This is a genomic window from Treponema brennaborense DSM 12168, from assembly GCF_000212415.1.
GTDB lineage: Bacteria > Spirochaetota > Spirochaetia > Treponematales > Treponemataceae > Treponema_F > Treponema_F brennaborense.
Map to the genome: position 1 here is coordinate 463,620 of NC_015500.1, position 25,596 is coordinate 489,215.

19 protein-coding genes and 1 tRNA gene are annotated in these 25,596 nt (G+C 54.3%); 12 read left to right on the forward strand and 8 right to left on the reverse strand.

What is annotated here, in order from left to right:
• The first annotated feature begins 44 nt into the window (after positions 1-44).
• The 5 genes from TREBR_RS01915 (at position 45) to TREBR_RS01935 (ending at position 5,175) form a co-directional block, all read left to right on the forward strand.
• Complete coding sequence (locus tag TREBR_RS01915) at positions 45-1,127, forward strand: hypothetical protein (protein WP_041610290.1); 1,083 nt, start codon at positions 45-47, stop codon at positions 1,125-1,127.
• Positions 1,120-2,544 (forward strand): HD-GYP domain-containing protein, encoded by a 1,425-nt coding sequence (locus TREBR_RS13435; protein ID WP_013757550.1) that lies wholly within the window; start codon positions 1,120-1,122, stop codon positions 2,542-2,544. Before TREBR_RS01915 ends, TREBR_RS13435 begins: the two co-directional genes overlap by 8 nt.
• 64 nt (positions 2,545-2,608) lie before the next feature.
• Positions 2,609-2,681 (forward strand) — tRNA-Ala (locus TREBR_RS01925).
• A gap of 196 nt (positions 2,682-2,877) precedes the next feature.
• Positions 2,878-3,576 carry a hypothetical protein gene (locus TREBR_RS01930; RefSeq protein ID WP_013757551.1) on the forward strand — a complete coding sequence of 233 codons (699 nt, stop codon included), beginning with the start codon at positions 2,878-2,880 and terminating at the stop codon, positions 3,574-3,576.
• Positions 3,577-3,660: 84 nt separating this feature from the next.
• Positions 3,661-5,175, forward strand: a complete 1,515-nt coding sequence (locus TREBR_RS01935) for a catalase (protein WP_013757552.1) — start codon at positions 3,661-3,663, stop codon at positions 5,173-5,175.
• A gap of 104 nt (positions 5,176-5,279) precedes the next feature.
• Here the strand turns inward: TREBR_RS01935 and TREBR_RS01940 are convergent, their stop codons facing one another.
• The 5 genes from TREBR_RS01940 to TREBR_RS01960 form a co-directional block, all read right to left on the reverse strand.
• Positions 5,280-6,659: an FAD-dependent oxidoreductase gene (locus tag TREBR_RS01940; protein WP_013757553.1), complete on the reverse strand. Its 1,380-nt coding sequence runs from the start codon at positions 6,657-6,659 to the stop codon at positions 5,280-5,282.
• Positions 6,660-6,677: 18 nt separating this feature from the next.
• Positions 6,678-7,100, reverse strand: a complete 423-nt coding sequence (locus TREBR_RS01945; RefSeq protein ID WP_013757554.1) for an RrF2 family transcriptional regulator — start codon at positions 7,098-7,100, stop codon at positions 6,678-6,680.
• A gap of 3 nt (positions 7,101-7,103) precedes the next feature.
• Positions 7,104-7,496 carry a rhodanese-like domain-containing protein gene (locus TREBR_RS01950; protein WP_013757555.1) on the reverse strand — a complete coding sequence of 131 codons (393 nt, stop codon included), beginning with the start codon at positions 7,494-7,496 and terminating at the stop codon, positions 7,104-7,106.
• A 114-nt stretch (positions 7,497-7,610) separates the two neighbouring features.
• Positions 7,611-8,597 carry a carbohydrate kinase family protein gene (locus TREBR_RS01955; protein WP_013757556.1) on the reverse strand — a complete coding sequence of 329 codons (987 nt, stop codon included), beginning with the start codon at positions 8,595-8,597 and terminating at the stop codon, positions 7,611-7,613.
• The gene (locus TREBR_RS01960; protein WP_013757557.1) at positions 8,584-9,177 is read right to left on the reverse strand and encodes a hypothetical protein; all 594 of its coding nucleotides are present in this window, start codon (positions 9,175-9,177) and stop codon (positions 8,584-8,586) included. The genes TREBR_RS01955 and TREBR_RS01960 overlap by 14 nt, the downstream gene beginning before the upstream one ends.
• Before the next feature lie 89 nt (positions 9,178-9,266).
• Between TREBR_RS01960 and TREBR_RS01965 the strand changes: the two genes are divergently transcribed.
• Positions 9,267-10,109 (forward strand): sugar phosphate isomerase/epimerase family protein, encoded by an 843-nt coding sequence (locus TREBR_RS01965; RefSeq protein ID WP_013757558.1) that lies wholly within the window; start codon positions 9,267-9,269, stop codon positions 10,107-10,109.
• Between the two features lie 70 nt (positions 10,110-10,179).
• Complete coding sequence (locus tag TREBR_RS14585) at positions 10,180-12,756, forward strand: FAD-dependent oxidoreductase (protein WP_013757559.1); 2,577 nt, start codon at positions 10,180-10,182, stop codon at positions 12,754-12,756.
• 78 nt (positions 12,757-12,834) lie between these two features.
• Here TREBR_RS14585 and TREBR_RS01975 read toward each other — a convergent pair whose 3' ends face one another.
• From TREBR_RS01975 to TREBR_RS13440, 3 genes are all read right to left on the reverse strand, one after another.
• Positions 12,835-13,515 carry a Crp/Fnr family transcriptional regulator gene (locus tag TREBR_RS01975; protein WP_013757560.1) on the reverse strand — a complete coding sequence of 227 codons (681 nt, stop codon included), beginning with the start codon at positions 13,513-13,515 and terminating at the stop codon, positions 12,835-12,837.
• Entirely contained in the window at positions 13,505-14,437 is a 933-nt protein-coding gene (locus TREBR_RS01980) for a GGDEF domain-containing protein (protein WP_013757561.1), read from the reverse strand. The genes TREBR_RS01975 and TREBR_RS01980 overlap by 11 nt, the downstream gene beginning before the upstream one ends.
• A 64-nt stretch (positions 14,438-14,501) precedes the next feature.
• A complete protein-coding gene (locus TREBR_RS13440) occupies positions 14,502-17,018 on the reverse strand; it encodes an HD domain-containing phosphohydrolase (protein ID WP_013757562.1) in 2,517 nt (838 codons plus the stop codon).
• Between the two features lie 187 nt (positions 17,019-17,205).
• On the opposite strand from TREBR_RS13440, the gene glpK reads away from it, so the two are divergent.
• From glpK to TREBR_RS02010, 5 genes are all read left to right on the forward strand, one after another.
• Positions 17,206-18,702 (forward strand): glycerol kinase GlpK, encoded by a 1,497-nt coding sequence (gene glpK, locus TREBR_RS01990; RefSeq protein WP_013757563.1) that lies wholly within the window; start codon positions 17,206-17,208, stop codon positions 18,700-18,702.
• A gap of 246 nt (positions 18,703-18,948) precedes the next feature.
• The gene (locus tag TREBR_RS01995; protein ID WP_013757564.1) at positions 18,949-21,036 is read left to right on the forward strand and encodes a glutamine synthetase III family protein; all 2,088 of its coding nucleotides are present in this window, start codon (positions 18,949-18,951) and stop codon (positions 21,034-21,036) included.
• 24 nt (positions 21,037-21,060) lie between these two features.
• The gene (locus TREBR_RS02000) at positions 21,061-21,264 is read left to right on the forward strand and encodes a hypothetical protein (protein WP_041610291.1); all 204 of its coding nucleotides are present in this window, start codon (positions 21,061-21,063) and stop codon (positions 21,262-21,264) included.
• Between the two features lie 100 nt (positions 21,265-21,364).
• Positions 21,365-23,107, forward strand: coding sequence for an ammonium transporter (locus TREBR_RS14680; RefSeq protein WP_013757565.1), 1,743 nt, complete (start codon positions 21,365-21,367; stop codon positions 23,105-23,107).
• A gap of 123 nt (positions 23,108-23,230) precedes the next feature.
• Positions 23,231-25,516 (forward strand): bifunctional diguanylate cyclase/phosphodiesterase, encoded by a 2,286-nt coding sequence (locus TREBR_RS02010; RefSeq protein ID WP_013757566.1) that lies wholly within the window; start codon positions 23,231-23,233, stop codon positions 25,514-25,516.
• Positions 25,517-25,596 lie beyond the last annotated feature (80 nt).

A 25,596-nucleotide genomic window follows, 5' to 3' on the forward strand; every position in this document is an offset into this window, starting at 1 on the left:
ATATTCAGGCTGATACAATTATGGACGTATCGACGGAGTGTACGGTGACGGAACGTAACTGCAAAAAACGGAAATATGTTTCTCTGCTTTGTCTGCTGCTGGTTGTTTCCGGCGGGCAGCTGTGTGCACAGAAAGCTATGACTGCCGACGTACTGCGTACGGTAGACGCTGCGTTTGCGGCAAAATCGTCGGATACGCTGGCGACGGTGCTGGAACGCTACGTTTCCGTATCCGACTACGCCGAGCTGGAATCGTATACGCTGAAAAAAATCAGACAGCAGGTCGTGGGCAACGAACTGGATTTTGCCCGGGAAGCGGCGCTGCTGCTCATCGACAACAATTTGGACAACGGCGAGGCGATTGCCTTGTATTCTTCCATAACGAAAGCGATCGATCGGCGCACCGCGCTGCTGCAGGAACAGAAAGAAAAAGAACGGGTCCTTGCAGAAAAACGTCAGGCGGAAGACGATCGCAACCGTACCAGTTTGCAGAAAGAATACGCTCAGGTTACAAACGTCTCTTCAGGGGAAACGTTTTACTACAATTTGGGAAAAAGCGGGTATTCGCCGATCGATTGGGATATCAATATGGGGCTCGCCGACGTCCTTCTGACGGTAAACGGTTCCGGTACGGCGGTGAAATACGGGTTGGCGCTGGACGCTTCTTTTTTCTATACGGGTGAATCCGTAACCGCCGGTACGCAAGCGTTCGCCGATATCCAGCTGCTGACGTTCAACGGCGAGCAATCCGTCGTGTCTTCGGTAAAGTTCATTCCTTCGGTGGCCTTTTCACCGGTGTCCGATTCGCTTTTTTTCAGATTCGGAGTGTTCGCCCAACTGATGGAAGCCGTGTTCGTGACTCCTGCGGCGGGGATCGGTTTCAGGGCCGGAACGGCGGGCGGCGTTGCGTTTGACGGATTCGCCGATTATTACCCGGGGCATTTCGCGTATGAAGATATGAACGCGGCGTTCGCTGCGGGCGCGGCCGTTTCGGTTCCGATCGTAAAAGCCGAAGCGGTGAATATCGGATTTAAAGCCGGAATTTCGGATACCGTATATATGCGGAAATCGGGTGTTGAAAACAATATAAAATGTATCTTTAGTATTGGAGTTGGAAAGAATGACTAGAAAATATCGTGCGGGTACCGCTGCGTTTCTCGTTTTGCTCGTTTCAGGGTTTGCCTTTGCGGCCGATCCGCTCGCGGGAAAATTCCTTTCGGAAGCGAACGACCGCTATTCGGAAGGAAAATACGATAAAGCGTATGAATACGTCAATCGAACGCTGGATTTTTATCGGGCGGAAGAGGTTCCCGCAAACGTTTCGGTCATTGCCGAACCGATTTATTACGAATATCTGCGCCAGCTCCGCGAAACCGGCGGCGAAGACGCGTTCGCCGCTTATAAAGTCCGCCTTGCGGAATTCCCTGCGGTCGTTTCGCCGCGGATACGTGAAAGCGTCGCCGCGTTCGACGCCGCGCTTGCAAAACGGGCCGCAGTTCAGCCGGCGGCGGCTCAAACCGCCGTCGCGGATACCGTGCGGAACGAAGTGCTGCAGCAGCAGCTTGAAGCCGAACGGCAGCACAACGCGCAAGTGCTGCAGGAAGAGCGTGAACAGCAGGCCCGGATCATGCTTGAAGCCATCGATGCGCAGTCCGAACAGTTCCGTTCGGCAATGGAACAGAGCACAACGCAGTCGCAGTCCGCGAATCAATCCGTGCTGCTGATCGTGATCATATTGGCAGCCGTTTTGGCGGTCGTGTTCGTGATCGTCGTGATTATCGTCGTCGTCAATTCGCGCAATACGAAAAAGCAGCAGGAACAGTTTGCCGCAACGCTTCAGATGGTTTCCAAAATGAACCGGATTCCATCGGAACAGCTGATGCTCGGCAACGTCGTGGATATTTACGGCGACGCTCAGCTGCGGTCGGCCGGCAGTTCGCGCTGGACAAAAGAGTCCTTGCCCGAACCGGAGTTGTCGGAAGAAGACCGGCTGGCGGTGCGGGAACTTGCGGTCAAATGCGAACAAATCGGTACGGAAATCGACGTTATGACCGGACGGAAAAACAATTCAAAGAACATTTCCGAAATGGTGTACAAAATCGCGCTCAATATGGGCATCGGGCAGAATACGGCGATGCTGTATTTCTGCGCTTCGATGGTATACGATATAGGATTTCTTGCGCTCGGCAAGGATTTACTGCAGGCAGAATCGCTTACGGACGAACAGAAGTACAGTATCCGTTCGCACGTCAAATTTGAACCGGATTCGTTCGACTTCGTGCCCGAGCGGTTCCGCCGCGTGTTCGCGGACGCCGCCGCGATGCATCATGAAAATATGGACGGTTCGGGATATCCTGACGGGTTAAAAGGCGATGCCATTCCGCAGATAGCGCGTATCATTCACGTGGTCGAAACGTTCGTATCGCTCATTTCGCGCCGCAGTTACCGCGAGATTTTCGATAAGGAATCGGCCATTGCGGAATTGAAAGCTCATGCGGAATTGTACGATCAGCAGATAGTCGGCGTGCTCGATTCGATCGTATGACGCTATTTATTTCAAACCGGGGCTTGCAAAAAAAAACGGTTTGTGATATTATATGAATCAACTTGGGGAATTAGCTCATCTGGTAGAGCGATTGGTTCGCAATCAATAGGTGGTCGGTTCGAGTCCGATATTCTCCACGGAACGAAGGATCCGTCTCAAAATAAAAGAGACGGATCTTTTTTATTTTAAACGGAACGTTTCGTGCCCGGTGCGTCCAGTTCCGCTTTCGGCTGCATTCCGCCGACGGCTGTTTTGCACGCGGATACGGCCGAATCCCACCGAAAACGCTTGACTTCCCGTCTGGATGCCTTATACTTGAAACCGAGGCACGCGATGGGAAAAAAACGCATCTTCGGTTTCATTCGTGCGGAGGGGCTCTCGCCCCGACGCTTCGCTTCGTTGGGTGAAGCCGTGTTCGATACGGTGTACCTGTGCACCGTTTTGGCTTTCGGTGTATATCTGATGATCCGTGCGGAAAAATCCGTTCAGCTGTTGGCCGGCGTTATGGCTTTGATTTTGGGGTTGGGCGATGCGTTCCATTTGGTGCCGCGGATACGGGCGTCGTTTTCCCGTGAACCGGCGGAACGGTTCCGCCGCGCGCTCGGCGTCGGTAAGCTCGTTACCTCGGTGTCGATGACCGTCTTTTACGTGCTGCTGTGGCACGTGGGTATGCTGCTTTTTCCCGTTCCGTCCGCAGCCGCGCCGACCGTGTGCGTGTACGTTCTGGCTGCCGTCCGTATTCTGCTCTGTTTTATGCCGCAGAACGGCTGGACTTCCGTCCATCCGCCCGTTTCCTGGGCCGTTTTCCGTAACATTCCGTTTTTCCTGCTTGCGGCGCTCGTCGCGTGGCCGTTCGCCGCGTATGCGGGAAGCGTTCCCGCCGTAACGTATATGTGGCTTGCGATTGCGCTCAGTTTTCTGTTTTACGTACCGGTCGTCTTGTTTTCCGACGCGCATCCGGCTGTCGGGGCGCTGATGATTCCGAAGACGGCGGCGTACGTTTGGATCGTGGTAATGTGTTTGTTTTTATAATCGGTATCCGGGCTGCCTGCTTATTTTTACGGAAGACTGCCTTGATAAAATGTCGGAGTTCGAGCGTATAACGGAGGAAAGAGTATGGCCGAATTCAAAAAATTGACGAACGAGGCCGGCGCGCCGGTTGCAGACAATGAAAACGCGATAACGGCCGGGCCGCGCGGTCCCGTCGTCATGCAGGATGTGTGGCTTATGGAAAAAATGGCTCATTTTAACCGTGAAGTCATACCCGAGCGCCGTATGCACGCGAAAGGGTGGGGCGCGTACGGCAAATTGACCGTTACGCACGATATTTCAAAGTACACGAAGGCGAAAGTTCTTCAGCCGGGCGCCGTTACCGATCTTTTTATCCGATTTTCTACGGTTGCCGGCGAGCGCGGAGCTGCCGACTGCGAACGTGATATTCGCGGCGTCGCCGTCAAATTTTATACGGACGAGGGAAACTGGGATCTGGTCGGAAACAATACGCCGACGTTTTTTATCCGCGACGTTCACAATTTTTCCGACCTGAACCGTGCGGTCAAGCGCGATCCGCGTACGGGATTGCGTTCGGCACAGAATAACTGGGATTTCTGGACGCTGCTTCCCGAATGTTTTCATCAGATAACGGTCGTCATGTCCGATCGCGGTATTCCCGCGTCGTTCCGGAACATGCACTTTTTCGGCGAACATACGTTCAGTTTTTACAACGCGAAGAACGAGCGGGTTTGGTGCAAATTCCATTTCAAAACGCAGCAGGGAATCAAAAACCTGAGCGACGACGAATCGGTTCGGATAAACGGCACGGACCGCGAATATCACGGCCGGGATCTGTTCGACGCGATAGAGCGCGGCGATTTTCCCCGCTGGACGATGTACGTGCAGATCATGACCGAGGCGCAGGCCGGAACGCATTATGAAAATCCGTTCGACATTACCAAAATTTGGCGGCACGCCGAATATCCGCTGATCGAAGTGGGCGTGCTCGAGTTGAACCGAAATCCCGAAAACTATTTTGCGGAAGTCGAACAGGCGGCGTTTACGCCCGCGCACGTCGTTCCCGGCATCGGGTTTTCTCCCGATCGTTTTTTGCAGGGACGGTTGTTCGCGTACGGCGACGCTCAGCGGTACCGGCTCGGTGTGAATCACAATCTGATTCCGGTAAACCGTGCAAAATGCGAAGTCAGCGACTATCACCGCGACGGTGCGATGCGCGTGGACGGGAATTACGGGCGCACGCCTTCGTATTCGCCGAACAGCGCGGGATACTGGACTGCCCGGCCCGAGGTGGCCGAACCGCCGCTCGAATTGGAAGGCGCAATGTGGCGCTACGATCCGAAGGACGATCCTTCAGACGATAATTTCCGTGCCGGCGGCGATTTATGGCGCGTCATGACCGAGGATAAAAAGCGAATTCTGATAGAGAATACCGCGGCGAACATCGCGCCGGTAACGGTGAACGTCAAATACCGGCACGCCGCGCACTGCTACCGTGCCGATCGCGAATACGGTGAGCGTATGACGAAAGCGCTCGGCCTTTCGGCCGAAAAAGTAACGGCGCTCGCCGCGCTGAACAATGACGAGCTGATACGGGCGACGCTTTCCGCATCGATGTAGCCGGATCAGCCGCAAACGGAGACCTGCTGCTTGCAGGAAATCGCCGCAAACGGGAAATCGCCGGAAGGGCGTTTTTGCTCTTCCGGCGGTTTTTTTGATGAAAGTTACGGGAGCGCGGCGAACAGATCGTTCAGGGCTTCGCTCATCGTCGGATGGGTGAAAATGCCGTCGCGCAGTTGCGTGTACGGCAGTTTCGCGTCTATCGCCAGTTTTACGAGGTTGATCATTTCGTGCGATTCGGCGCAAAACAGATGCGCGCCGAGTATCAGTCCCGTTCGGGAGTCGACGACCGCTTTCAGCAAGCCCGCGCTTTGCTTCAGTATGTGCGCTTTGGGTACGGCGGCGGCCGGAAGGCTTGCGATCGCAACGTCGTAGCCTGCCGCGCGCGCTTCGGCTTCGGTTAATCCGACGCGGGAAAGCGGCGGATCCATGAACACGCTGTACGGTACCGCGCCGCGGTTCTTCGTCGTACGGTCTGCCGTGCCGAGCAGCTGCGACTTGAGAATCCGGCTGTCGTCGAGCGATATGTACGTAAACTGCAGGCCGCCGGCGACGTCTCCCGCGGCGAAAATATGGGGAACCGACGTTCTCAGGTGTTCGTCCGTCTTCACCGCTCCGCGCTCGGTCAGTTCGATTCCGGCGGCTTCGGGGTGCAGCGCTTCCAGATTCGGGCGTCGGCCGGTGGCGACCAGTACCGCTTCAGCTCCCAATTCCTGCTGCCCGTTTTCGGTCTGTACGGTTACCAGCGCGTGTTCGCCGTCTTCGCGAACGGACAGTATCCGGGCGCCGGCGATAATTTTTACGCCGCGATTTTCAAGATGCTGCCGAACCGCTGCGGATATTTGGGCGTCTTCGCGCGGAAGAAATTCCGCTCCGTCCTGTACGACCGTTACTTCCGTCCCGAAATTTGCGTATAGCGAGGCGAATTCCATGCCGATGTAGCCGCCGCCGATGACGATCATCCGTGCGGGCAGTTCGTCCAGTTCCATAAGCGATTCGCTGGTATGGACGAATCGGTTTCCGTTCAAACCCTCGATCGGCGGCACGAACGGGAGCGAGCCGGTGTTGATCACGATTGTGTCCGCTTCAAGCGTTTCTGTACCGCCGCCGTTCAGGGCGACCGAGACGCCGGTTTCACTTATGAACGACGCGGTTCCCGTCAGGACGGTAACGCCCGCGTTTTGTAGTTTTTCCAGATTTTTTTGGCGCAGCATCGCGGTGAGCACCCGTTTTTCCGCAACGGCCGTGCGGTACCGCGCCGCTTTCCGCTCGAACGTGTCGTGTGCGTCCGCCGCGGCGGCTGAAAGGCGGGCATTGTATTCAAGCGCTTTCGTCGGAATGCAGGCGACGTTGATACACGTACCGCCGTACATTGCGGGCGAGCGTTCTATAAGCGCGACCGATTTGCCGGCAGCGGCAAGCGCTGCGGCGAGGGTTTTTCCGGCCTTGCCGAATCCGATGATAACGGAATCAAAATGTTTCATATATACTCCCGTAAAAAGTCAATACGGTTTTTTGCCCGTAAGGTTCAGCTCGATGTCTGCGACGGTTATGCGCCGCAGACGTTCCAGACAGCAGGCGTTCAAATCCGCCATAATGGTATCCATGGCGGCGGCCATCCCCGAGGAAATGAGGCACGGTTTGTCGATGCTGCCGCTGCGCCAGTTCATGACGGTAAAATCGACGTTCAGAATGCCGGCTACGTCGGCGAGCGTAACGTGCGCCGCGTCGCCGGTAAAACGGTAGCCGCCGTCGGCGCCTTCTTTGGTTTCGACGAGCGCTGCACCGGCGAGTTTGGACAGCACTTTGCGGATTCTGACCGGATTGGTGCAGATGTTTTCAGCGAGTGCGTCGCTCGACAGTACGCCGTTTTTGTGGCTGAGGTAGACGAGTGCGTGCACGGCAATACAAAAATCGCTGGTCACCGTTTATTCCTTACCCGTAACCGTTTCATACGGCCAGTCGATGATGCCGCCGAAATCGTACACGTTCGTATAGCCGAGTTTGATCAGTTTTCGGGCGGCTTCCGCACTTCTGCGGCCGGAGCGGCAATAGACCAGAACGGTTGCGTTCGTGTCGTTCAGTACCGCGGGTTTTTTATCGGCAACGGTTTCGTTCGGCAACAGAATAGCGCCGGGAACGTGCCCCGCTTCGTATTCCGCCGGCGTGCGGACGTCCACGATGATCGGAGTGCCGCTGTCCATCATGGTCTTTGCCTGTTCCGCGCCGATTTTCCGGTATCCGCCGGTTCCTTTTTCCGTTTGCGCGCTTGCGGCGAATACCGCCAGCGTCAGCACTGCCGCTGCCAAAAGATATTTCATGGTTCCTCCTGCTGCGTCGGTGCGGCGCAGTATATGACGGTAACTGTAAATTTAATTATTACAGTTACCGATTTAAGAATACTACTTTATGCGCCGCTTGTCAAATTCCGATATTCAGCTTGCGTCAGACGCGTGATCGGGATACCGTTCGAGCAGATCGGCGTTCAGCAGGTCGCTGACCGTTTGGCGCGTCATGAGCGTTTCTTTTGCGCAGGCCAAGCCGTACTGGATGCAGCGGCGCACCGGTTTACCGTCGAGACAGCCGAACAGATAACCCGATGCGAACGCATCTCCGGCGCCGATCGTGTCGATAATACGCGGCGGCGCGTACGGTTTTTCTATATATGTGCCGCCGCCGCTGTGAACGAGCACGCCGCGCTCGCCGAACGTTACGATAAAATCACGGAAGCCGAGCGAGCGGAACGCTTCCGACAGTTCCGTTCCCGGAAGCAGCGGCTCGAACGGCAGCGAAATTCCGGCGTAGTTCAAAATCGCGGCGGCTTCGAATTCGTTGCATGCGAACAGGTCTATCAAAGCGGCGTACGGAAGGCTTTTGTGCGCGATGTCCGGCGCCGTTGCGTTTTGAAAGATAAACGGCGGTTTGCACAGGCCGTTCGCGGCGGCCGGTTTGCAGGCCGTTTTCAGTCCGTACAGAGACGCGAGCGTGGTTTCGGATACGTTGGAATCTATACAAAGCACGTCTACGTTCCGTTCCGCAACGTAGCGGCGCACTTCGTCGTCGACGGTTATTTCGGAAAGCACGTCGTTGCAGTAGATGCAGGACGCCGGTTTACCGTAAGACGCCATGACGGAAAAGAGCGACGTTTTGCGCGTATCGCTCGTTCTCAGCAGCGTCGTGTCGACGCCTTCGGCAATTAAACCTTTTTTCAGATAATCGCCGAAAATGTCGTTTCCGACGACGGACAATACGGCGGACGGCAGTCCCAGCCGGTTCAGATTCATGGCCATACCGCGCGCAACGCCGCCGGGTACCAAATCGATCGTACCGTCGCGGTACGCTTCGTTTTCGTCGTCTATCGTACTGAACGCTTTGATATCTACGGAAACGGAGCCGACGCTCAATATTTTATGCTTGTTCATGAAAACCCTGCACGGCAAATTCAATTTCGGCAAGCGATAAGCGGACGTATGCCGTTACGTCCTGCGCGCTTTCTCTCCAGCCGTATAATAAAAACGTAGCCGGCTCCCATAAGGCGACCCAGCCGATTATGCCGAAGCTCTGATTGAGCGTGTTGAACAGGTCTTTTTCACGGAAGACCGGCAGTGCGAAGAATTGACTCGCGGCGAGGCAAACTGCCAGAAACGCGACTCCGGTAATCAAATTGATGCGGCCGGCTCTCATACGGCGTTTGTTCGCTGCAATCGTTTTTTCGGCTTTCCGGTGAAAATGACGCGTGATGGTGGCGCGCACGTCGTCGGTAATGCCGCTTTTTTCGGAAACGACGACGCGGATTTTAACGGGAACGGCGAGTTTTATCGCTTTCACCGCTTCAACGAGGTATTCTTCAAGCTGTCCGTTTATGTTTTTATTATCGGGCGGGGACGGGTCGAACGGATCGAAAAGCGATTCAGGTGATTCGATGCGTACTTGAATCAGTTCCGCCGGGGTCTGCCGATTTATTCCCGCAAGCAGCTGCCTGCTCCGTTTATTGAAGTCCATACGGACAGTATATCCTGAAATCGGAATTTTGCAAAATGGTATCGGCGAAATAATTTGACAGAACGGGGATTTGCCGGTAGGGTATATATATGAAGATTTGTGTCCGCGCCCACGATTTGGGAAAAATGTCCGCGTCCGCGCTTGCAGCCGCCGCCGCCGATTACGGGTTCGACGGGGTACAGCTCGTGTTGGGAAAAGCTATCGAAGGTCAAACCGGAGCGCCCGGTTCCGTTACCGCGTCTTTTGCGCAGTCCGTGCGCGAAACGTTCGCATCGGGCGGAGTGGAAATCGCCATGCTCGGTGCGTATTTTAATCCGGTGCACAGCAATAAAAGCCTTGTTGCGTCGAATATCGAAAAATTCCGGGAACATTTGCGGTTTGCGCCGCTGTTCGGTTCCCGGTTCGTCGGCAGTGAAACCGGTTCGTTTAACGACGACAAGTGGACGTATCATCCGCAGAATCGGACGCCCGAAGCGTTTGCCGAAGTGTCGCGTATTTTCGGTGATCTGGCCGTATCCGCAAAGCAATACGGTTCAAACCTCGCCCTTGAAGGCGCCTGGGGGCACTGCTGCTGGAATCCGGGTACGTTGCGGCGGCTGGTCGACTCGATCGACAACGGGCACGTGTACGTTACGGTCGATGTATACAATTATCTGTACGAAGGCAACTACGCGCGTCATACGGAGATTTTTGACGAATGTCTGGACTTGTTCGGCAGTAAGATCGTGATTTTCCATTTGAAGGATTTCGTGGTTGCCGGCGGTGCGCTTCGTCAAGTCGGTTTGGGGCAGGGAATCATGGACTGGGAATACATGATTCCGCGGATTGCGGAGCGCTGTCCCGGCGCGTATCTGATTTTTGAAGGCGTGCCGCCGCTGAACATGCGTTCGAGTTACGCGCATATTTCGCGACTGCTCGGTACTCTTCTGTGACTTAGTCACGGAAATCTCTCCTGAAAAAGAGTATATTCAAATAGAATATTTTACGAGCAGGAGAATCCGTATGGCAGACAAAACACTTATTATCGGCGGCGTGGCCGGAGGCGCTACGGCGGCTGCAAGACTGCGCAGAAGAAATGAATCGATGCAGATCATCATGTTTGAACGCGGCGAGTACATTTCGTACGCGAACTGCGGGTTACCGTATTACATCGGCGGCGTTATCCACAACCGGGACGCGCTTCTGCTCCAGACGCCGCAGGCGATGCTGAAAAAATTCAACGTAGACGTCCGAACGTCGAACGAAGTGACGGCCATACGCCCTGCCGAAAAAAAAGTGACCGTGCGCAATCTCAAAACGGGCGCCGTGTACGACGAATCGTACGATAATCTGATTATCGCGACCGGTTCGTCTCCGGTAAAGCCGCCTATTCCCGGTATCGAGTCGCCGGGAATTTTCACGCTGTGGACGGTTCCCGATACCGACCGTATCAGGAATTTTATCGAAGAAAAAAAGCCCGCGCGGGCGGCCGTCGTCGGCGGCGGTTTTATCGGACTTGAAATGGCCGAAAATTTGAAAAGCGCGGGGCTTTCCGTCAGTCTCATCGAAATGCAGGAACAGGTCATGGCGCCGCTCGATCGGGAAATGGCCGAAATTCTGCACGTCCATTTGGAGCGTAACGGCGTGGAGCTGATTTTGGGCGACGGCGTGAAACGGTTCCGCCCGGAAGCCGGCGGAACGGTCGTAGAACTTGCGAGCGGCAGAACGGTTGTTGCCGATATGGTCGTGCTCGCTATCGGCGTAAGACCGAACAGTCAGCTCGCCAAAGACGCGGGGCTCGCACTCAACGCAAAAGGCGGCATCGTCGTAGACGAGTATCTTCGGACGTCTGAAAAAGACATTTACGCCGTCGGCGACGTGATTGAAGTTACCGATTACGTTTCGGGCGGAAAAACGATGATACCGCTCGCCGGCCCCGCGAACAAGCAGGCGCGTATTCTTGCGGATAATTTGAGCGGAGACCGCAAAACGTACGGCGGAACGATCGGGACTGCCATTGCGAAAGTATTCGAGTTGAACGCGGCTTCCGCGGGTTTAAATGAAAAGCAGCTCGCCGCCGCCGGTAAAAAGAAAGATGCAGATTATCACACGGTGCTGATCAACCAGAAATCTCACGCAGGTTACTATCCGGGAGCGACGACGCTTACGCTCAAGCTGCTGTTTGAAAAAAACGGCACAATTCTGGGCGCTCAGGTCGTGGGGAGCGACGGCGTTGATAAACGGATAGACACGATCGCGACCGTGATGCGCCTGCGCGGTACCGTTCACGATCTTGCCGAACTTGAACTCGCGTACGCACCGCCGTTTTCTTCGGCTAAAGATCCGGTGAATATGCTCGGCTTCGTCGCGGAAAACGTACTCGATACGTTGGTAACTTGCATCGAATGGCGCGACGCCGAAGCGCTGTTGCGCAGCGGGTCGGACGATTTTACCGTATTGGACGTAATGGAGGACTCGGAGCGCACGGTGTTCGCCGTTCCCGGATCGTATCATATTCCGCTCGGACAGCTGCGGGAACGGTTGTCCGAACTGGATCCGTCCAAACTGATCGTTCCGTACTGCGCCGTCGGCGTCCGTTCGTACAACGCGGCGCGGATTTTGATGCAGAACGGATTTAAACGCGTCGCGATGATTTCGGGCGGCACGTCGTTTTACAAGGCGACGCATCGCGAGTCTGACGCCGTATCCGAGGACGCTGCGTATTCGGCAGCCGTAGGCGCCTTGTCGGAGACCGCCGCTCATTCGGCAACCGTAGGCGCCGCATCGGATACGGAGTATTCCGCCGACCGCTCGATCAAAATACTCGACTGCAGCGGTTTGCAGTGTCCCGGCCCCATTATGAAAGTATACGAAGCGCTGTGCGATATGGAAGATTCGCAGATTCTGCAGGTTTCCGCAACCGATATGGGGTTTACCGCCGATGCGGCGGCGTGGTGCAGGCGGACGGGAAATACGTTCGTTCGCAGCGAACGGCGCGGCGGCGAATACGTGGTGTATATCAGGAAAGGCGGCGACTGCTGCGACCCGCACGATCGGGGAACGCCTCGGAAGCAGGAATCCGCACCGTCGCAGGGGGCCGCACAATCGCCGGAAACAGCATTGTCGCCGGCACAGGGAAAGACGATCATCGTGTTCAGTGGCGACCTCGACCGGGTGCTCGCTTCATTTATCATTGCGAACGGCGCCGCCGCTATGGGCAGGCCGGTAACCATGTTTTTTACGTTTTGGGGATTGAACGTGCTGCGTAAAACGCGTACCGGAAAAATCAAAAAGCCGTTTATGGATAAAATGTTCGCTTCGATGATGCCGAAAGGCAGTGCGAAACTCAAATTATCCAAACTGAACATGGCCGGTATGGGCACCGCGATGATGAAAAAAGTCATGAACGATAAAAACGTGGATTCCCTTGAAACGCTTATCAGACACGCGCTCGATAACGGCGTCAAACTGATTGCCTGTACCATGTCGATGGATATCATGGGAATTACCAAAGAAGAACTGATAGACGGCGTTGAATTCGCCGGCGTGGCCTCCTATTTGGGGGACGCCGAGGAGTCGAACGTAAACCTGTTTATTTAGGAATCGGCGGCTGCCGTTTTTGCTGATTGCTGTGGCTGCCGTTTTTGCTGCCGTCGCCGCGGGGCGGCGGCGTTCGGCTCACCGCTTGCAGAACGAGTGCAGTTTCGCCTCGTCGCAAATCGAGATACCGCCTCTGGAAAGCGAAACGCATCTTTCACTTTCAAAATATTTGAGCATCCGCGACACTACTTCACGGGCGGTGCCCAGGCGTTTGGCAATCAGTTCGTGCGTGAACCGCAGTTCCGGTGAACCCGTGCGGGAGCGTTCTTCGAGCAAAAAGTTCGCGAGCCGTGCGTCGAACCGGGTGAACAGCAATTGCTGCATCGCCCACATTACGTCCGAGAACCGTTCCGCCGCCAGTTTGTACGCATATAATTCCGCGTGCACGTTTTCCGCGCACAATCGGGCGAACGCGGGGGCGCCGATGACTGCCGCGCTGCACTCGGATTCGGCTTCAATTGAAACGGTAAAATCGATGTGTTCCAGTACGCAGGCTGCGGACAGTACGCAGACGTCGTTTTTTGCCAGACGGTAGAGCGGCACTTCGCGCCCGTCGTCAGAGGTGAGATACACGCGGAGTGCGCCTGCCGTTACGATCAGCACGCCGATGCATTCCCGTTCGCCGCGGCCGAGCGTCTGTCCCGCGGTGAAACGAACCGTCCGCGCACCCGTGCACAGTGTCTCTTTCTGTTGCCGATCCAATTGCGGCCAAAACGGCAGCGTGCCGCCGAACAGCGTTATTGCTTCGTCAGCGAGCACGGAGCTCTCCGTGCGGTTCCGGTACGCCGTTTTTGGGGAGATTTTTCTTTTTCATTTTCGCGTCGTACATCCGCTGATCAGCGAGAGACAAGAGTGTGTTCCAGGACCACGGTTTTTCCAGTTCCTTGCAGGACGCCGTGCCGATCGTTATGCTGAACGGAATCCGGACAGTTTCCGAAAAACGGCATGTTTTATGCATACGGGCGTAATGATCCGCTATTTCCCGCGTAAAAACTTCAAATTCCGATCCGCACACGATGATCAGCATTTCGTCTCCGCCGGTGCGCACCGCCATCCGTTTTTCGTTTCTTTTGTGGGAAAAGAAATGCTGTTTCCAGAACGCGGCGATGTCTTTCAGCAGAGCGTCACCGGCTAAATGTCCGTACGTGTCGTTTACCTGTTTGAAATCGTCGATATCCATGACCGCGATGTTGATGTTCTCGTTGTTCTCTTGGCCGTAGTTGAGCGCCGGCTGAAAAATTTCGTCTAAGAAACGCCGGTTGTACAGGCCGGTCAGCGGATCGGTCATCAGCTGCCGGTTATAATTGGATATCAGTTTGGCAAATTCATCCTGCTGGTTGCTGTCGAGAATCAGCGTGTCCGTAACGTCGTTCGCCGTTTCGAGGACGAACGGTTTTCCGTCTATCCGCAGAAAACGGGAAGTAACCCAATAGGTCCGGTTGTTCAGAATTTCTATCTTGAACGCCCGCTGCTGGCTGTGCAGAACGCGCAGCGACGTGCAGTTTTCGCATCTCATGCTGCGTCCCCACAATTCGCTGCAAAGAAAACCGGTATCGTTCATACCGATGTTGTCGTACACTTTCCGTTCTGCAGGATCTACGAGACGGGCAACGTCGTTTTCAGCTTGTAGAACTTCGAGCAACGCCGCCGCTTCCTGCTGCGTGAAATCCGTTTTCCTCATACTCCTCTATACTCCTATACGCTCTTGTTAAAGAGCCTGCATTGCTGATAAGTTTGCACCGGTTTTATAGAACGGACGCGGTGCCGGCGTCGTCCGGATTGTCCGCGATAATACCGCATAAATCATGAAAATGACGCACGAACAAATCCGTAATCCGCGGGTCGAACTGTTTACCGCGTTCGGCGCTCATGATTTCAAAAACGGTCTGCGGCGGAAACGGTTGTTTGTACGACCGTCTGCTTATGAGAGCGTCGAATATATCCGCAACGGCGGTGATGCGCGCCGCGATGTGTATCCGTTCTCCGGCAATTCCTTCCGGATAGCCGCCGCCGTCCCAGTGTTCGTGGTGCTGCTTCGCAATGACGCGGGCGTACGCCATGATCGGGCCGGGCGCGTTGTGCAGCAGTATTTCGCCGTCTGTCGTATGACGTTTTACGACGGCGAATTCCGCTTCCGTCAATTTGCCGGCCTTTTCCAGAATTTCGGGCGGAACGAACAGTTTTCCGACGTCGTGCAGCATGGCCGCAATGGAAATATACTCCAGTTCGCTGCCGTCGTAACCGAGCTGCGCGGCAAGAAACCGCACGCATTTTGAAACGCGTGTAACGTGCGCGGCGGTTTGTCCCGATTTGTTTTCTACGATGCTTGCAAGCGACTCCAGTACTTCGTACTGGCTTTTTGTCACTTCCTGCATGAGTTCCGTTTTTTCACCGATCAAAGATTCGATATTCCGGCTCAAATTGTTGACGCATCGGACGAGTACGCCGATTTCGTCTTTTGCCTTTTCAGGCATACGCAAGTTGAACTTTCCGCCGCTGATCTGCTCGATGACGCTCGTGGTATGCCGCAGTTTCCGCGTGAACAGCAGCGCCGCACCGGCGCATATGCTCGCCAAAAGCAACGCGTATCCGGCGAGCATATACGGCGGCCACAGAATGAAAAACTGTTCCCGTATGCTTTCGATTGCCGTGTACAGGCACACGTAGCCGACTGCGCGCTGCACCGGATTCGCAACGGCCGAATAAGCGAGAATCAGCTGCCGCTCTTCCATGAAAAGAGTGCCGTGCGGTTCGGTCGAGCCGGAAAGCAGCCGATTGACCAGCAGCGATCTGCCGAATATGTCCGCGTATCCCCGGTTCGACGCGATGATGCCGAAATTGCCGTTTGCGTTTTCGGGAATGACGGCCAGAGCTGCGGTATCTGATTCTATTTCGTAAAGACCGTAGTTGTCCACGAGCAGCCGGCTCAATTTTGCGTAATTTTCCGATGCGGCGGCCGAACTGTTTTTTATTTCCGAAACGGTGTTTTCATCGATTATTTGCGCCGTCAGGTGTGCTTTTTTCTGCAAAAAATCCATATGCTGGCGGACGTACTGTCCGTATTCGGAATAAATGGCGAAGAAACCTATTCCGATGAAACAGAGAAACGCAGTAAGCGCGTACAGCACGAGTTTCGTCGCGACGTATCTGCCCTGCACGAGCACTAACCAGAGGATGCACGCCTGAGCGTATATGAGTGCGCCGATCAAAAGCGGCATACGGATCAGTTTTATCAGCTGCAGCACTGCTTCTTTTATGAACGGAAGAAACGGCAGTTTTGCCCGCGTCTGCAGCTGTCTGACGATGGAATCTTTCGCGTACCACGGAATTCCGTTTGAAATACCCATAACGGCGTCCGGCTGTACGGCCAGTTCAAAAACGTTTTCATTGAACGGAATCAGGCTGTGCCATTCGGGTTTAAGCAGCGTGCCGTTCCGTAATTCATACAGTTTCCGTTCCCAGTAATCGTAGACATACGTGCAGCCGCCCGTATACCGTACGTAATACGGGCGGACGCCGGTATCTTCGGGCACTGCGTATTCGCTCCGGTACAGTGCCTGCTGTGTTCCGCCAAGCGTGCCGGTACCGAGTTCGCCGGTGATTTTGGCGTACCGGTACGTTCCGTCGGGGTACGCCGCTACGTCGTTATATAGAAACGGAATGTCGCTTTCAAGTTCTTCCGCCACCGAAACGGTTCCCGTGGCAAGCTCGATCCGGTACAGCTGCGCTTTATAGATTTGATACCGGGTAAAAAACAGCGTGCCGTTTTCGGCGTACAGCGGTGACGTCCGTACCGTCTGTTTTTGGTCGACGGCCGTGTAATCGATCGTAAACAGCCGTTTGACGAACGTTCCCGCGGAGTCGTACTGGCAGATAAAGTCGGTCAGCGTGATGCCCCGTGCGTTTTGCGTTGAGAGATAAAAATACAGGTTGTCGTTTTCATCGAGCGCGAGTCCGGTTATTTTCTGGTTTTTCTTTGCGTCGATATGGAATTTCAGCAAACCGTCGGGCTTGATGCATAAAATCCTGAACGAGTCATCGTTGATTACCGTACTGCCGTCGCTCATAACGGCTAGTTCCGTCGGAGTTCCGCAGCTCACCGTCTGTTGTCGGACATCGAGTACGGTTTCGTTTATCGTCAGTTCCTTCACGCAAAGCATCGCGGCGAGCACTCCGGAGGCCAGTACCAAATACCGCCAGATGAACACGCTCGATAAAATATCCGTCACTTTCCGTTTGAGGTACGCATTACTTTTGTGCATTTTACAATTTTTCTCCGGAATCGACTGCGAGTTCGTTGACTGAAACCGGCAGCGATTCATTCTTGCATACCAGTTGATTATACAATAGCTTGCGTGCGATCGTCAATTAATCGATATGGAATATCTCTCCGGCAAAAACTTGACACCGGCAAAATACATTTGATACAATGATTTTACAGGAGTCTGCATGAAACGATACGTCGTCGCGCTGGATCAGGGAACGACCAGCAGCCGCTGCATCATATTCGACCGCGAACAGCGCGTCGTCTGTCAGGGGCAGCGCGAATTTACCCAGTATTATCCCAAACCCGGCTGGGTCGAACAGGCTCCCATGGAGATTTATTCGTGCCAATACGGCGTGCTGATGGAAGTTCTTGCGCAGAGCGGCATTCCCGTTTCCCAAATCGCCGGAATCGGCATTACGAATCAGCGTGAAACGACGATCGTCTGGGATCGGGAAACCGGGCATCCGGTCTATAACGCGATCGTCTGGCAGTGCCGCCGGACGGCGAAATTGTGCGAAGAACTGAAAAAGGACGCCGCGTTCGCCGCCGCCGTAACCGACAAAACGGGACTGCTCGTGGACGCGTATTTTTCGGCAACCAAAATAAAATGGATTTTGGACAACGTGCCGGGCGCGCGTGAAAAAGCGCGCGGCGGCGAACTGCTGTTCGGTACCGTCGACACCTGGCTCGTCTGGAAACTGACCGAAGGGCGGCTGCACGTTACCGATTATACGAACGCGAGCCGCACGATGCTGTACGATATCAACCGTTTGTGCTGGGACGAGGATATCTGCGCCCGGCTCGATATTCCGACGGCGATGCTGCCGGAAGTTCACAATTCGAGCGAAATATACGGTACGATGAACATTCAAGGCAAAGAAGTTCCGCTGGCGGGCATCGCCGGAGACCAGCAGGCAGCGCTGTTCGGCCAAACGTGTTTCGAGCCGGGCGACGTAAAAAATACGTACGGAACCGGCTGCTTTTTGCTCATGAACACCGGCGACACGGTGTGCCGCAGCAAAAACGGGCTGCTTTCCACGATTGCCGTGGGACTGAACGGTTCGGTGCAATACGCGCTTGAAGGCAGCGTATTCGTCGGCGGCGCGGTTATCCAGTGGGTGCGCGACGAACTGCGGCTCATAACGGAAGCCTGTGACGCCGAATATTACGCGCGAAAAGTGCCGGATTCCGGCGGCGTGTATTTGGTGCCCGCCTTTACGGGGCTGGGCGCACCGTATTGGGACATGTACGCGCGCGGTTGCCTGATCGGGCTGACGCGCGGCACCAAACGCGAACATATCATCCGCGCCGCGCAGGAATCGATTGCGTATCAGACTTTCGATTTGGTGCGTGCGATGGAAAAAGATACCGCGCTTCGGTTGGGAACGCTCAACGTCGACGGCGGTGCGACGCGCGATAAATTCCTGATGCAGTTTCAGGCGGACATTTTGGGAACACCGGTGCAGCGGCCGCTCGTCCGTGAAACCACCGCGCTGGGAGCGGCGTTCCTTGCGGGATTGGCAACGGGATTCTGGCACGATACGGATGAAATACGGCAGCTGCGTCTTTTGGACAATCGGTATCTGCCGCAACTGCCGCCGGAACGGCGCGCGTCGCTGCTGGACGGCTGGCATAAAGCGGTCGGGCGCAGCCTCGGCTGGGCGGAACCGGAAGCGTAATCGCCGCTCGGCGGTTATACTCACGCGGTTACGTTTTCTCAGTTGCGTTTCCGCGGAAAATTCCATGCCGTTCCTGCTGCGTTTTTTTTGCAAGAAAATAACGCGTACCGGTTGACTTTTTTATTACAAAAGTATATAAAGTAACAGTAAACATCAATGGCGATGTGAACGACGAAAACCGTTCACATCGCCTTTTTTTTTAATTCTTCCCGGCGCGTACCGGATGAGATGATAGGGGGCAATAAAATGAGTACAGTTCCTGAACTGTTCGGAAGCATGGTTTTCAATGAAACAGTCATGAAAGAACGGCTTCCCAAGGATACTTTCAAAGTATTGAAAAAAACGATGGACGAAGGCTCTCCGCTCGAGGAAGGCGTTGCGAACATCGTTGCAAACGCGATGAAAGACTGGGCCGTGGAAAAAGGAGCGACCCATTATACGCACTGGTTCCAGCCGATGACCGGCATTACGGCTGAAAAGCACGACAGTTTTATTTCTCCGCAGACGGACGGAACCGTTATCATGGAATTTTCCGGAAAAGAACTGATCAAGGGCGAACCCGACGGCTCCAGTTTTCCTTCCGGCGGTATCCGCGCAACGTGCGAAGCCCGCGGATATACGGCGTGGGATCCGACGTCTCCTGCTTTTATCAAGGACGGCTCGCTGTGCATTCCGACGGCGTTCTGTTCCTACGGCGGTGAAGCGCTGGACAAGAAAACGCCGCTTCTGCGCTCCATGGACGCGATCGACAAACAGGCCAAGCGCATCCTGAAACTGTTCGGTAAAACGGTAAAGCGCGTCTGCACGACCGTCGGCCCCGAACAAGAATATTTTCTGATCGACAAAACGCTGTGGGAACAGCGCAAGGATTTGATTTATACCGGCCGGACGCTGTTCGGCGCCAAACCGCCGAAAGGGCAGGAATTGGAAGATCACTACTTCGGAACGATCAAGCCGCGCATTTCCGCGTATATGAAAGAACTCGACGAAGAATTGTGGAAGCTGGGCATTCTTGCCAAGACGAAGCACAACGAGGTTGCGCCCGCGCAGCACGAAATGGCGCCCATTTTTACGACGACCAACATCGCCGCCGACGACAATCAGCTGACGATGGAAATGATGAAAAAGGTTGCCGCCCGGCACGGTTTGGTGTGTCTGCTGCATGAAAAACCGTTCGCCGGCGTGAACGGTTCGGGCAAACACAACAACTGGTCGCTTTCGACCGATAAGGGTGAAAACCTGCTCGAACCGGGCAGCACGCCTGAAGAAAACGCCCAGTTTTTGCTGATTCTGACCGCGATCATCAAAGGTATCGACGAATATCAGGATCTGCTGCGCGCGTCCGTCGCGACGGCCGGCAATGACCACCGTCTGGGTGCCAACGAAGCGCCGCCGGCGATCATTTCGATGTTTTTGGGAGACGAGCTGGACTCCATTCTGGAATCCATCCGCACCGGCAAACCGTACGACCGCAAGGCGAAGGAAGTGCTCCGCCTCGGCGTAGACGCGCTGCCCGCGTTTCCCAAAGACAATACGGACCGCAACAGAACGTCGCCGTTCGCGTTTACCGGCAACAAATTCGAGTTCCGCTCGCTCGGGTCGAGTCTGTCGATTTCATGCCCGAACATCATGCTGAATACGATTGTTGCCGAAGAATTTGCCCAGTTTGCCGATATTCTGGAAAAATCCAAGGATTTTACCAAAGATCTGAACGAACTGATCAAAAAGACGCTGAGCAAACACCACCGGATCATTTTTAACGGAAACGGCTATTCGGACGAGTGGGTGCGTGAGGCGGAAAAACGGGGGTTGCTGAATCTGAAAACGACGTCCGACGCAATGCCGTATTTTATCGCGCAGAAAAACATCGATATGTTCAAAAAGCACGGCGTCTATACGGGTACGGAAATGAAGGCACGCTACGAGATTCAAATGGAAGAATACGTAAAAGTGCTGAACATTGAAGCGCTGACCATGATCGAAATGACCCGGAAACAGATCGTTCCGGCGGTGTTCAAATATCTGCAATCGGTTTCCGCGACGGCAGCCGGTATCAAGGCGCTGGTTCCCGGAGCGGAATGCAGTGCCGAAGCCGGAATCGTTCAGACCGTTTCCGGACTGTGCGACGCGGCGGTAAAGAAAATCGCGGCGCTTGAAACGGCGATGCTGAACAGCAAGGAATGCGCGGATATCACCGCTGAAGCGAAGTTCTACACGGCGTCCGTTATTCCGGCTATGACGGAACTGCGTGCGGTTGCGGACGAGCTTGAAACGCTGGTCGGCGAAGACTATTGGCCTTTCCCGACGTACGGCGATCTGCTGTTCAGAGTCTGAGGCTGGTGCAGATATTGACGGAGCGTGCGGTCAACGGCTGACCGTGCGTTCAGCAGACAACTGCGCGTTCAGCAGACAACTGCGCGTTCAGCAGACAACTGCGCGTTCAGCGGTCAGCTGCGCGTTCAGCAGACAACTGCGCGTTTAGCAGACAACTGCGCGTTCGTGGGATTCATATTTAAACTGACGGATTTTAAGTCAAAATCCGTATCAGTCGGTTCGGGCTAAAACCGAATCGGCGTTAGGCACAACGGCGTGCACCTTTTTTGCGTATCGGACGCGGAAAGGGTGCGCGCCTTTTTTTATATTTTTTTGAAGGGGGCTTTTTATGGAAGCTGAATCGATTATCAAGGCTGCGTCGGAAGCTGCAGCCGGCGACATCTGGGGCGTTTGGTTCCTGATGGGAGCCGCACTCGTTTTCTTCATGCAGTGCGGTTTTGCAATGGTAGAAACCGGTTTTACCCGGGCAAAAAATGCCGGAAATATCATCATGAAAAACCTGATGGATTTCTGCATCGGAACCGTCATGTTTATCCTGATCGGTTTTACGCTGATGATGAGTGAAAATTATCTGTTTGGCTTTCTCGGAATGCCCAACTGGCAGATTTTCACCGATTACGCCAATTTTGAATGGTCGAGTTTCGTCTTCAACTTGGTGTTCTGTGCGACGTCCGCGACGATCGTCTCCGGCGCCATGGCGGAACGCACCAAGTTCAGCGCATACTGCATTTATTCGGCGGTTATCAGCGCGGTCGTGTATCCGATTGAAGCCGGCTGGGTGTGGAATTCGCAGGGCTGGCTGGCGCAGCTGGGATTTATCGATTTTGCCGGTTCCGCTGCGATTCACATGGTTGGCGGTACTTCCGCTCTGATCGGTGCGGCCATCCTCGGTCCCCGAATCGGTAAATATTCCCGCGACAAAAGCGGCAAAGTAACGAAGGTCCACGCCATTCCCGGTCACTCGCTGACACTGGGTGCGCTCGGCTGCTTTATCCTGTGGTTCGGCTGGTACGGATTCAACGGTGCCGCCGCTACCGCGCTCGACGGCGTGGGCGGCTTGGCTTCGATTTTCGTTACCACGACGATCGCACCGGCGGTTGCAACGTGCGTAACGATGGCTTTTACCTGGATTAAAAACGGCAAACCGGACGTGTCGATGTCTTTGAACGGTTCGCTCGCCGGATTGGTCGGCATTACGGCCGGCTGTGCCGCACTGGATGCGTTCGGTGCGATTATGGTCGGTCTGGTGTCGGGTATCCTGATCGTGGTCGTGGTCGAAGGTCTCGATATGAAACTGCATATCGACGATCCGGTCGGTGCGGTTGCCGTTCATATGGCGAACGGTATTTGGGGTACGCTTGCCGTCGGATTGTTCGCGGTTGAAGGCGGTCTGTTTTACGGCGGCGGATTCAGTCTGTTGGGCGTTCAGGCGCTCGGCGTGATTTCGATTCTTGCCTGGACGACGGTGTGTATGCTGATTACGTTTACCGTGATCAAAAAAGTACACGGACTGCGCGTTTCCCGTGAAGAAGAAATCATCGGTCTGGATAAACTGGAACACGGAATCCTTTCCAGTTATGCGGATTTCGTTCCGGCGTTTCACGCCGAATTCGGCGAATCGGCCAATGCCGGTGAACCGGTCGCTCCCCCGGAGACCGCGGTTCCCGTAACGACCGTTACGACCGAAAAAGCTTCCAAGCCCGCCGGTGCGGTCAAATTGTCGAAAGTGGTTATCGTAACCCGCCAGAACAAATTCGACAGTTTGAAAGTTGCGCTGAACGCCATCGGCGTAACCGGTATGACGGTGGCCAACGTAATGGGCTGCGGTATCCAAAAAGGTGCGAGCGAATACTACCGCGGCGTGCCGGTGGAAATCAATCTGCTGCCCAAAATTAAAGTGGAAGTCGTGGTGTCGAAAGTACCGGTAAGCACCGTTATCGAGGCGGCCAAAAAAGCCTTGTACACGGGCCATATCGGCGACGGAAAGATTTTCGTCTACGACGTTGAAGACGTCGTAAAAGTCCGTACCGGCGAAACCGGCTACGATGCGCTCCAGAACGAAGATGAATAGCGTTTCATACAGGTAAAAATCTCCATTTCAAAAATAGAAGACCGGACGGAATCGCGGCAGCGTTCCGTTCGGTTTTCCTTGTATTTTAGCATTTCTGATGTTATACTGTATCCGGAGTTTTTGATGGATACTGCTATCTTGTATAAACAGGGAAAAAAACACCAGTTTGCCCCGTTCAGCATCGGGTTACTCTTAATTTTATTCTCCGTTTTTCTGCTGTATGCGGATCATATAAAACGGCTGAGCACCATTTTTGATACTGAAAGCGAATTGTACGTGCGGGAAATATCGCGTCAGACGGAAATGCTGATAGAAGACCGGTTAAAAAATCGGCTTATGAATCTTGAGCAGCTGGCGACGGTATTCCGTTATTCGGAAAATCTCCATTCCGATGTCGTGTTCGATTATTTGGCCAAGCAGGCGGTTCGATCGGGGGTTATCCGTTTCGGCGTGGCGCTTCCCGACGGAACGTATCGGACGAGCGACGGTCAAACGGCGCATCGGGCCGTTTCCATTACCGATCGGGATTATTTCCGAAAATCGATGAACGGCTTGAATGCCGTCGAATTTTCGCTGCACTCCCTCGTCGACGGGCAGGAAATCTTTGTCTGCAGCGTGCCGATCATGCAGGAACGGGGAATCGGCGGCGTTCTGACCGGTATTTACGATGTGGCCGCGATAGAAAACGCGCTGACGCTGCAGGGGTTCAGTAAGGACGGTTTTTCGGTTATCATAGACGCGGACGGCGATTTCATTACGGGGCGGGGTGATACGAATCTTGCGTTTTTTGACGGAAACTTTTTCCGGAACGTGAGCCGCAGGAACTTCCGGTCGCGGGAGGCTTTCGCCGATTTCAAAACGGCGTTTTCACAGCGCACCGAATATATATCGAGTATGCGGTTTTCGGAAAATCCGTATTTCGTGTACATACACCCGCTTTCTTTCGATAATTGTTCGCTGCTGATGATGTTTCCGGCAAAACTGCTGACGCTCGCTTCTTCCCGGTTTACGGTGCTGACCGTTTTTTTGTGCGTGTTCCAGATATTGTTTTTGGTCATGATTATCGCGATTTTTGGGCTTATGTACAAGAAGAACAAACGCGATTTGTACGTGCTTGCGTTTGAAGATTCCATTACGAAAGGCGGAAACAATTCGTGGTTTTCCATAGAGGCGAGCAGTCTGCTCTCTTCGTCCCAAGATACGCAGTACGCGTTCGTGATAATCGATATCGATCATCTTAAAATACTGAACGATACGTTCGGCTATGAAAACGGGAATCGGGTGCTGAAATACGTATACGACTGTCTGAACGGTATGCTGGTTTCAGACGAGATTGCGGTCCGCGCCATGCAGGATGATTTTATCATGCTGCTGAAGTTTCACTCCAAAGAAGTCCTGCAGGACCGTCTGAAGCTGATGGCCGCGCGCATCGGCAATTTTAACGTTGAAGACGACCGCAGATACGTCATTTCCATCAGCGCGGGGATTTATCAGGTTGAAGATCCGCGGCTGGATATACTGACCATGCAGGATCGGGCGTTTATCGCGCTGGAAAATGCCAAACGGCAGCGCGGCAGTTTGCTGCGCTGTGCGTATTTTAGGGAACAGGACCGGAAGCGGCTGCGGGAAGAAAAGCGGATCGAAAACCGAATGGAAGAAGCGCTCGCTTCCGGTGAATTCATCGTGTATCTCCAGCCGAAATACGATATCGGCTCCGATTCCGTTACCGGCGCCGAAGCGCTTATCCGCTGGCTCGATCCGGAGCGCGGAATGATCCGCCCCGACGAATTCATTCCGCTGTTCGAGCGGAACGGGTTCATTTTCAGCATCGATCTGTTCGTTTTCGAGCAGGTGTGCAAATTGCTGCGTTCGGAACTGGATCGGGGACTGACGCCGCATACCATATCGGTAAACCTTTCGCTCGCGTATTTGAACCGGCCCAATTTTCTGCGGTTTTTCAAGGATATCTGTCTGAAATACGATATCCCGCCGACGTATCTGGAATTGGAACTGACGGAAACGATCGTGTTTGAAAATATGGAACTGCTGATCCGCATCATTCGCGAAATGCACGAGTTCGGTTTTACCTGTTCGCTTGACGATTTTGGCAGCGGTTATTCTTCTTTGAACATGCTGAAAGCGGTGCCGGTGGACGTTCTGAAACTGGACAAGGAATTTTTTGCCGACAACGGAAACGATGATCTGCGCGGTACGTCCGTTATCGAAAGCGTGATAGAACTCGCCCGAAAACTGAAAATGAAAACGGTTTCCGAGGGCGTTGAAAAAAAATGGCAGGTCGATTTTCTGCGTCAAGTCAAATGCGACATGGTGCAGGGGTTTGTCTATTCACAGCCGGTATGTATCCGCGAATACGAACAGCTTGCGTTCGGCAGCCCGGCGGAACCGTAATATATACGTCCGGCGGGCCGCCGAAAGTGTGAGTCGTTTCAACGTTTCAAAATCGCTTCGAGCCGTTCCCTAAGCGCTGC

Coding starts and splice junctions, on each gene's coding strand:
- TREBR_RS13435 (WP_013757550.1), top strand. CDS start 1,120: ATGACTAGAAAATATCGTGCGGGTACCGCTGCGTTTCTCGTTTTGCTC.
- TREBR_RS01930 (WP_013757551.1), top strand. CDS start 2,878: ATGGGAAAAAAACGCATCTTCGGTTTCATTCGTGCGGAGGGGCTCTCG.
- TREBR_RS01935 (WP_013757552.1), top strand. CDS start 3,661: ATGGCCGAATTCAAAAAATTGACGAACGAGGCCGGCGCGCCGGTTGCA.
- TREBR_RS01940 (WP_013757553.1), bottom strand. CDS start 6,659: ATGAAACATTTTGATTCCGTTATCATCGGATTCGGCAAGGCCGGAAAA.
- TREBR_RS01950 (WP_013757555.1), bottom strand. CDS start 7,496: ATGAAATATCTTTTGGCAGCGGCAGTGCTGACGCTGGCGGTATTCGCC.
- TREBR_RS01955 (WP_013757556.1), bottom strand. CDS start 8,597: ATGAACAAGCATAAAATATTGAGCGTCGGCTCCGTTTCCGTAGATATC.
- TREBR_RS01960 (WP_013757557.1), bottom strand. CDS start 9,177: ATGGACTTCAATAAACGGAGCAGGCAGCTGCTTGCGGGAATAAATCGG.
- TREBR_RS01965 (WP_013757558.1), top strand. CDS start 9,267: ATGAAGATTTGTGTCCGCGCCCACGATTTGGGAAAAATGTCCGCGTCC.
- TREBR_RS14585 (WP_013757559.1), top strand. CDS start 10,180: ATGGCAGACAAAACACTTATTATCGGCGGCGTGGCCGGAGGCGCTACG.
- TREBR_RS01980 (WP_013757561.1), bottom strand. CDS start 14,437: ATGAGGAAAACGGATTTCACGCAGCAGGAAGCGGCGGCGTTGCTCGAA.
- TREBR_RS13440 (WP_013757562.1), bottom strand. CDS start 17,018: ATGCACAAAAGTAATGCGTACCTCAAACGGAAAGTGACGGATATTTTA.
- glpK (WP_013757563.1), top strand. CDS start 17,206: ATGAAACGATACGTCGTCGCGCTGGATCAGGGAACGACCAGCAGCCGC.
- TREBR_RS01995 (WP_013757564.1), top strand. CDS start 18,949: ATGAGTACAGTTCCTGAACTGTTCGGAAGCATGGTTTTCAATGAAACA.
- TREBR_RS14680 (WP_013757565.1), top strand. CDS start 21,365: ATGGAAGCTGAATCGATTATCAAGGCTGCGTCGGAAGCTGCAGCCGGC.
- TREBR_RS02010 (WP_013757566.1), top strand. CDS start 23,231: ATGGATACTGCTATCTTGTATAAACAGGGAAAAAAACACCAGTTTGCC.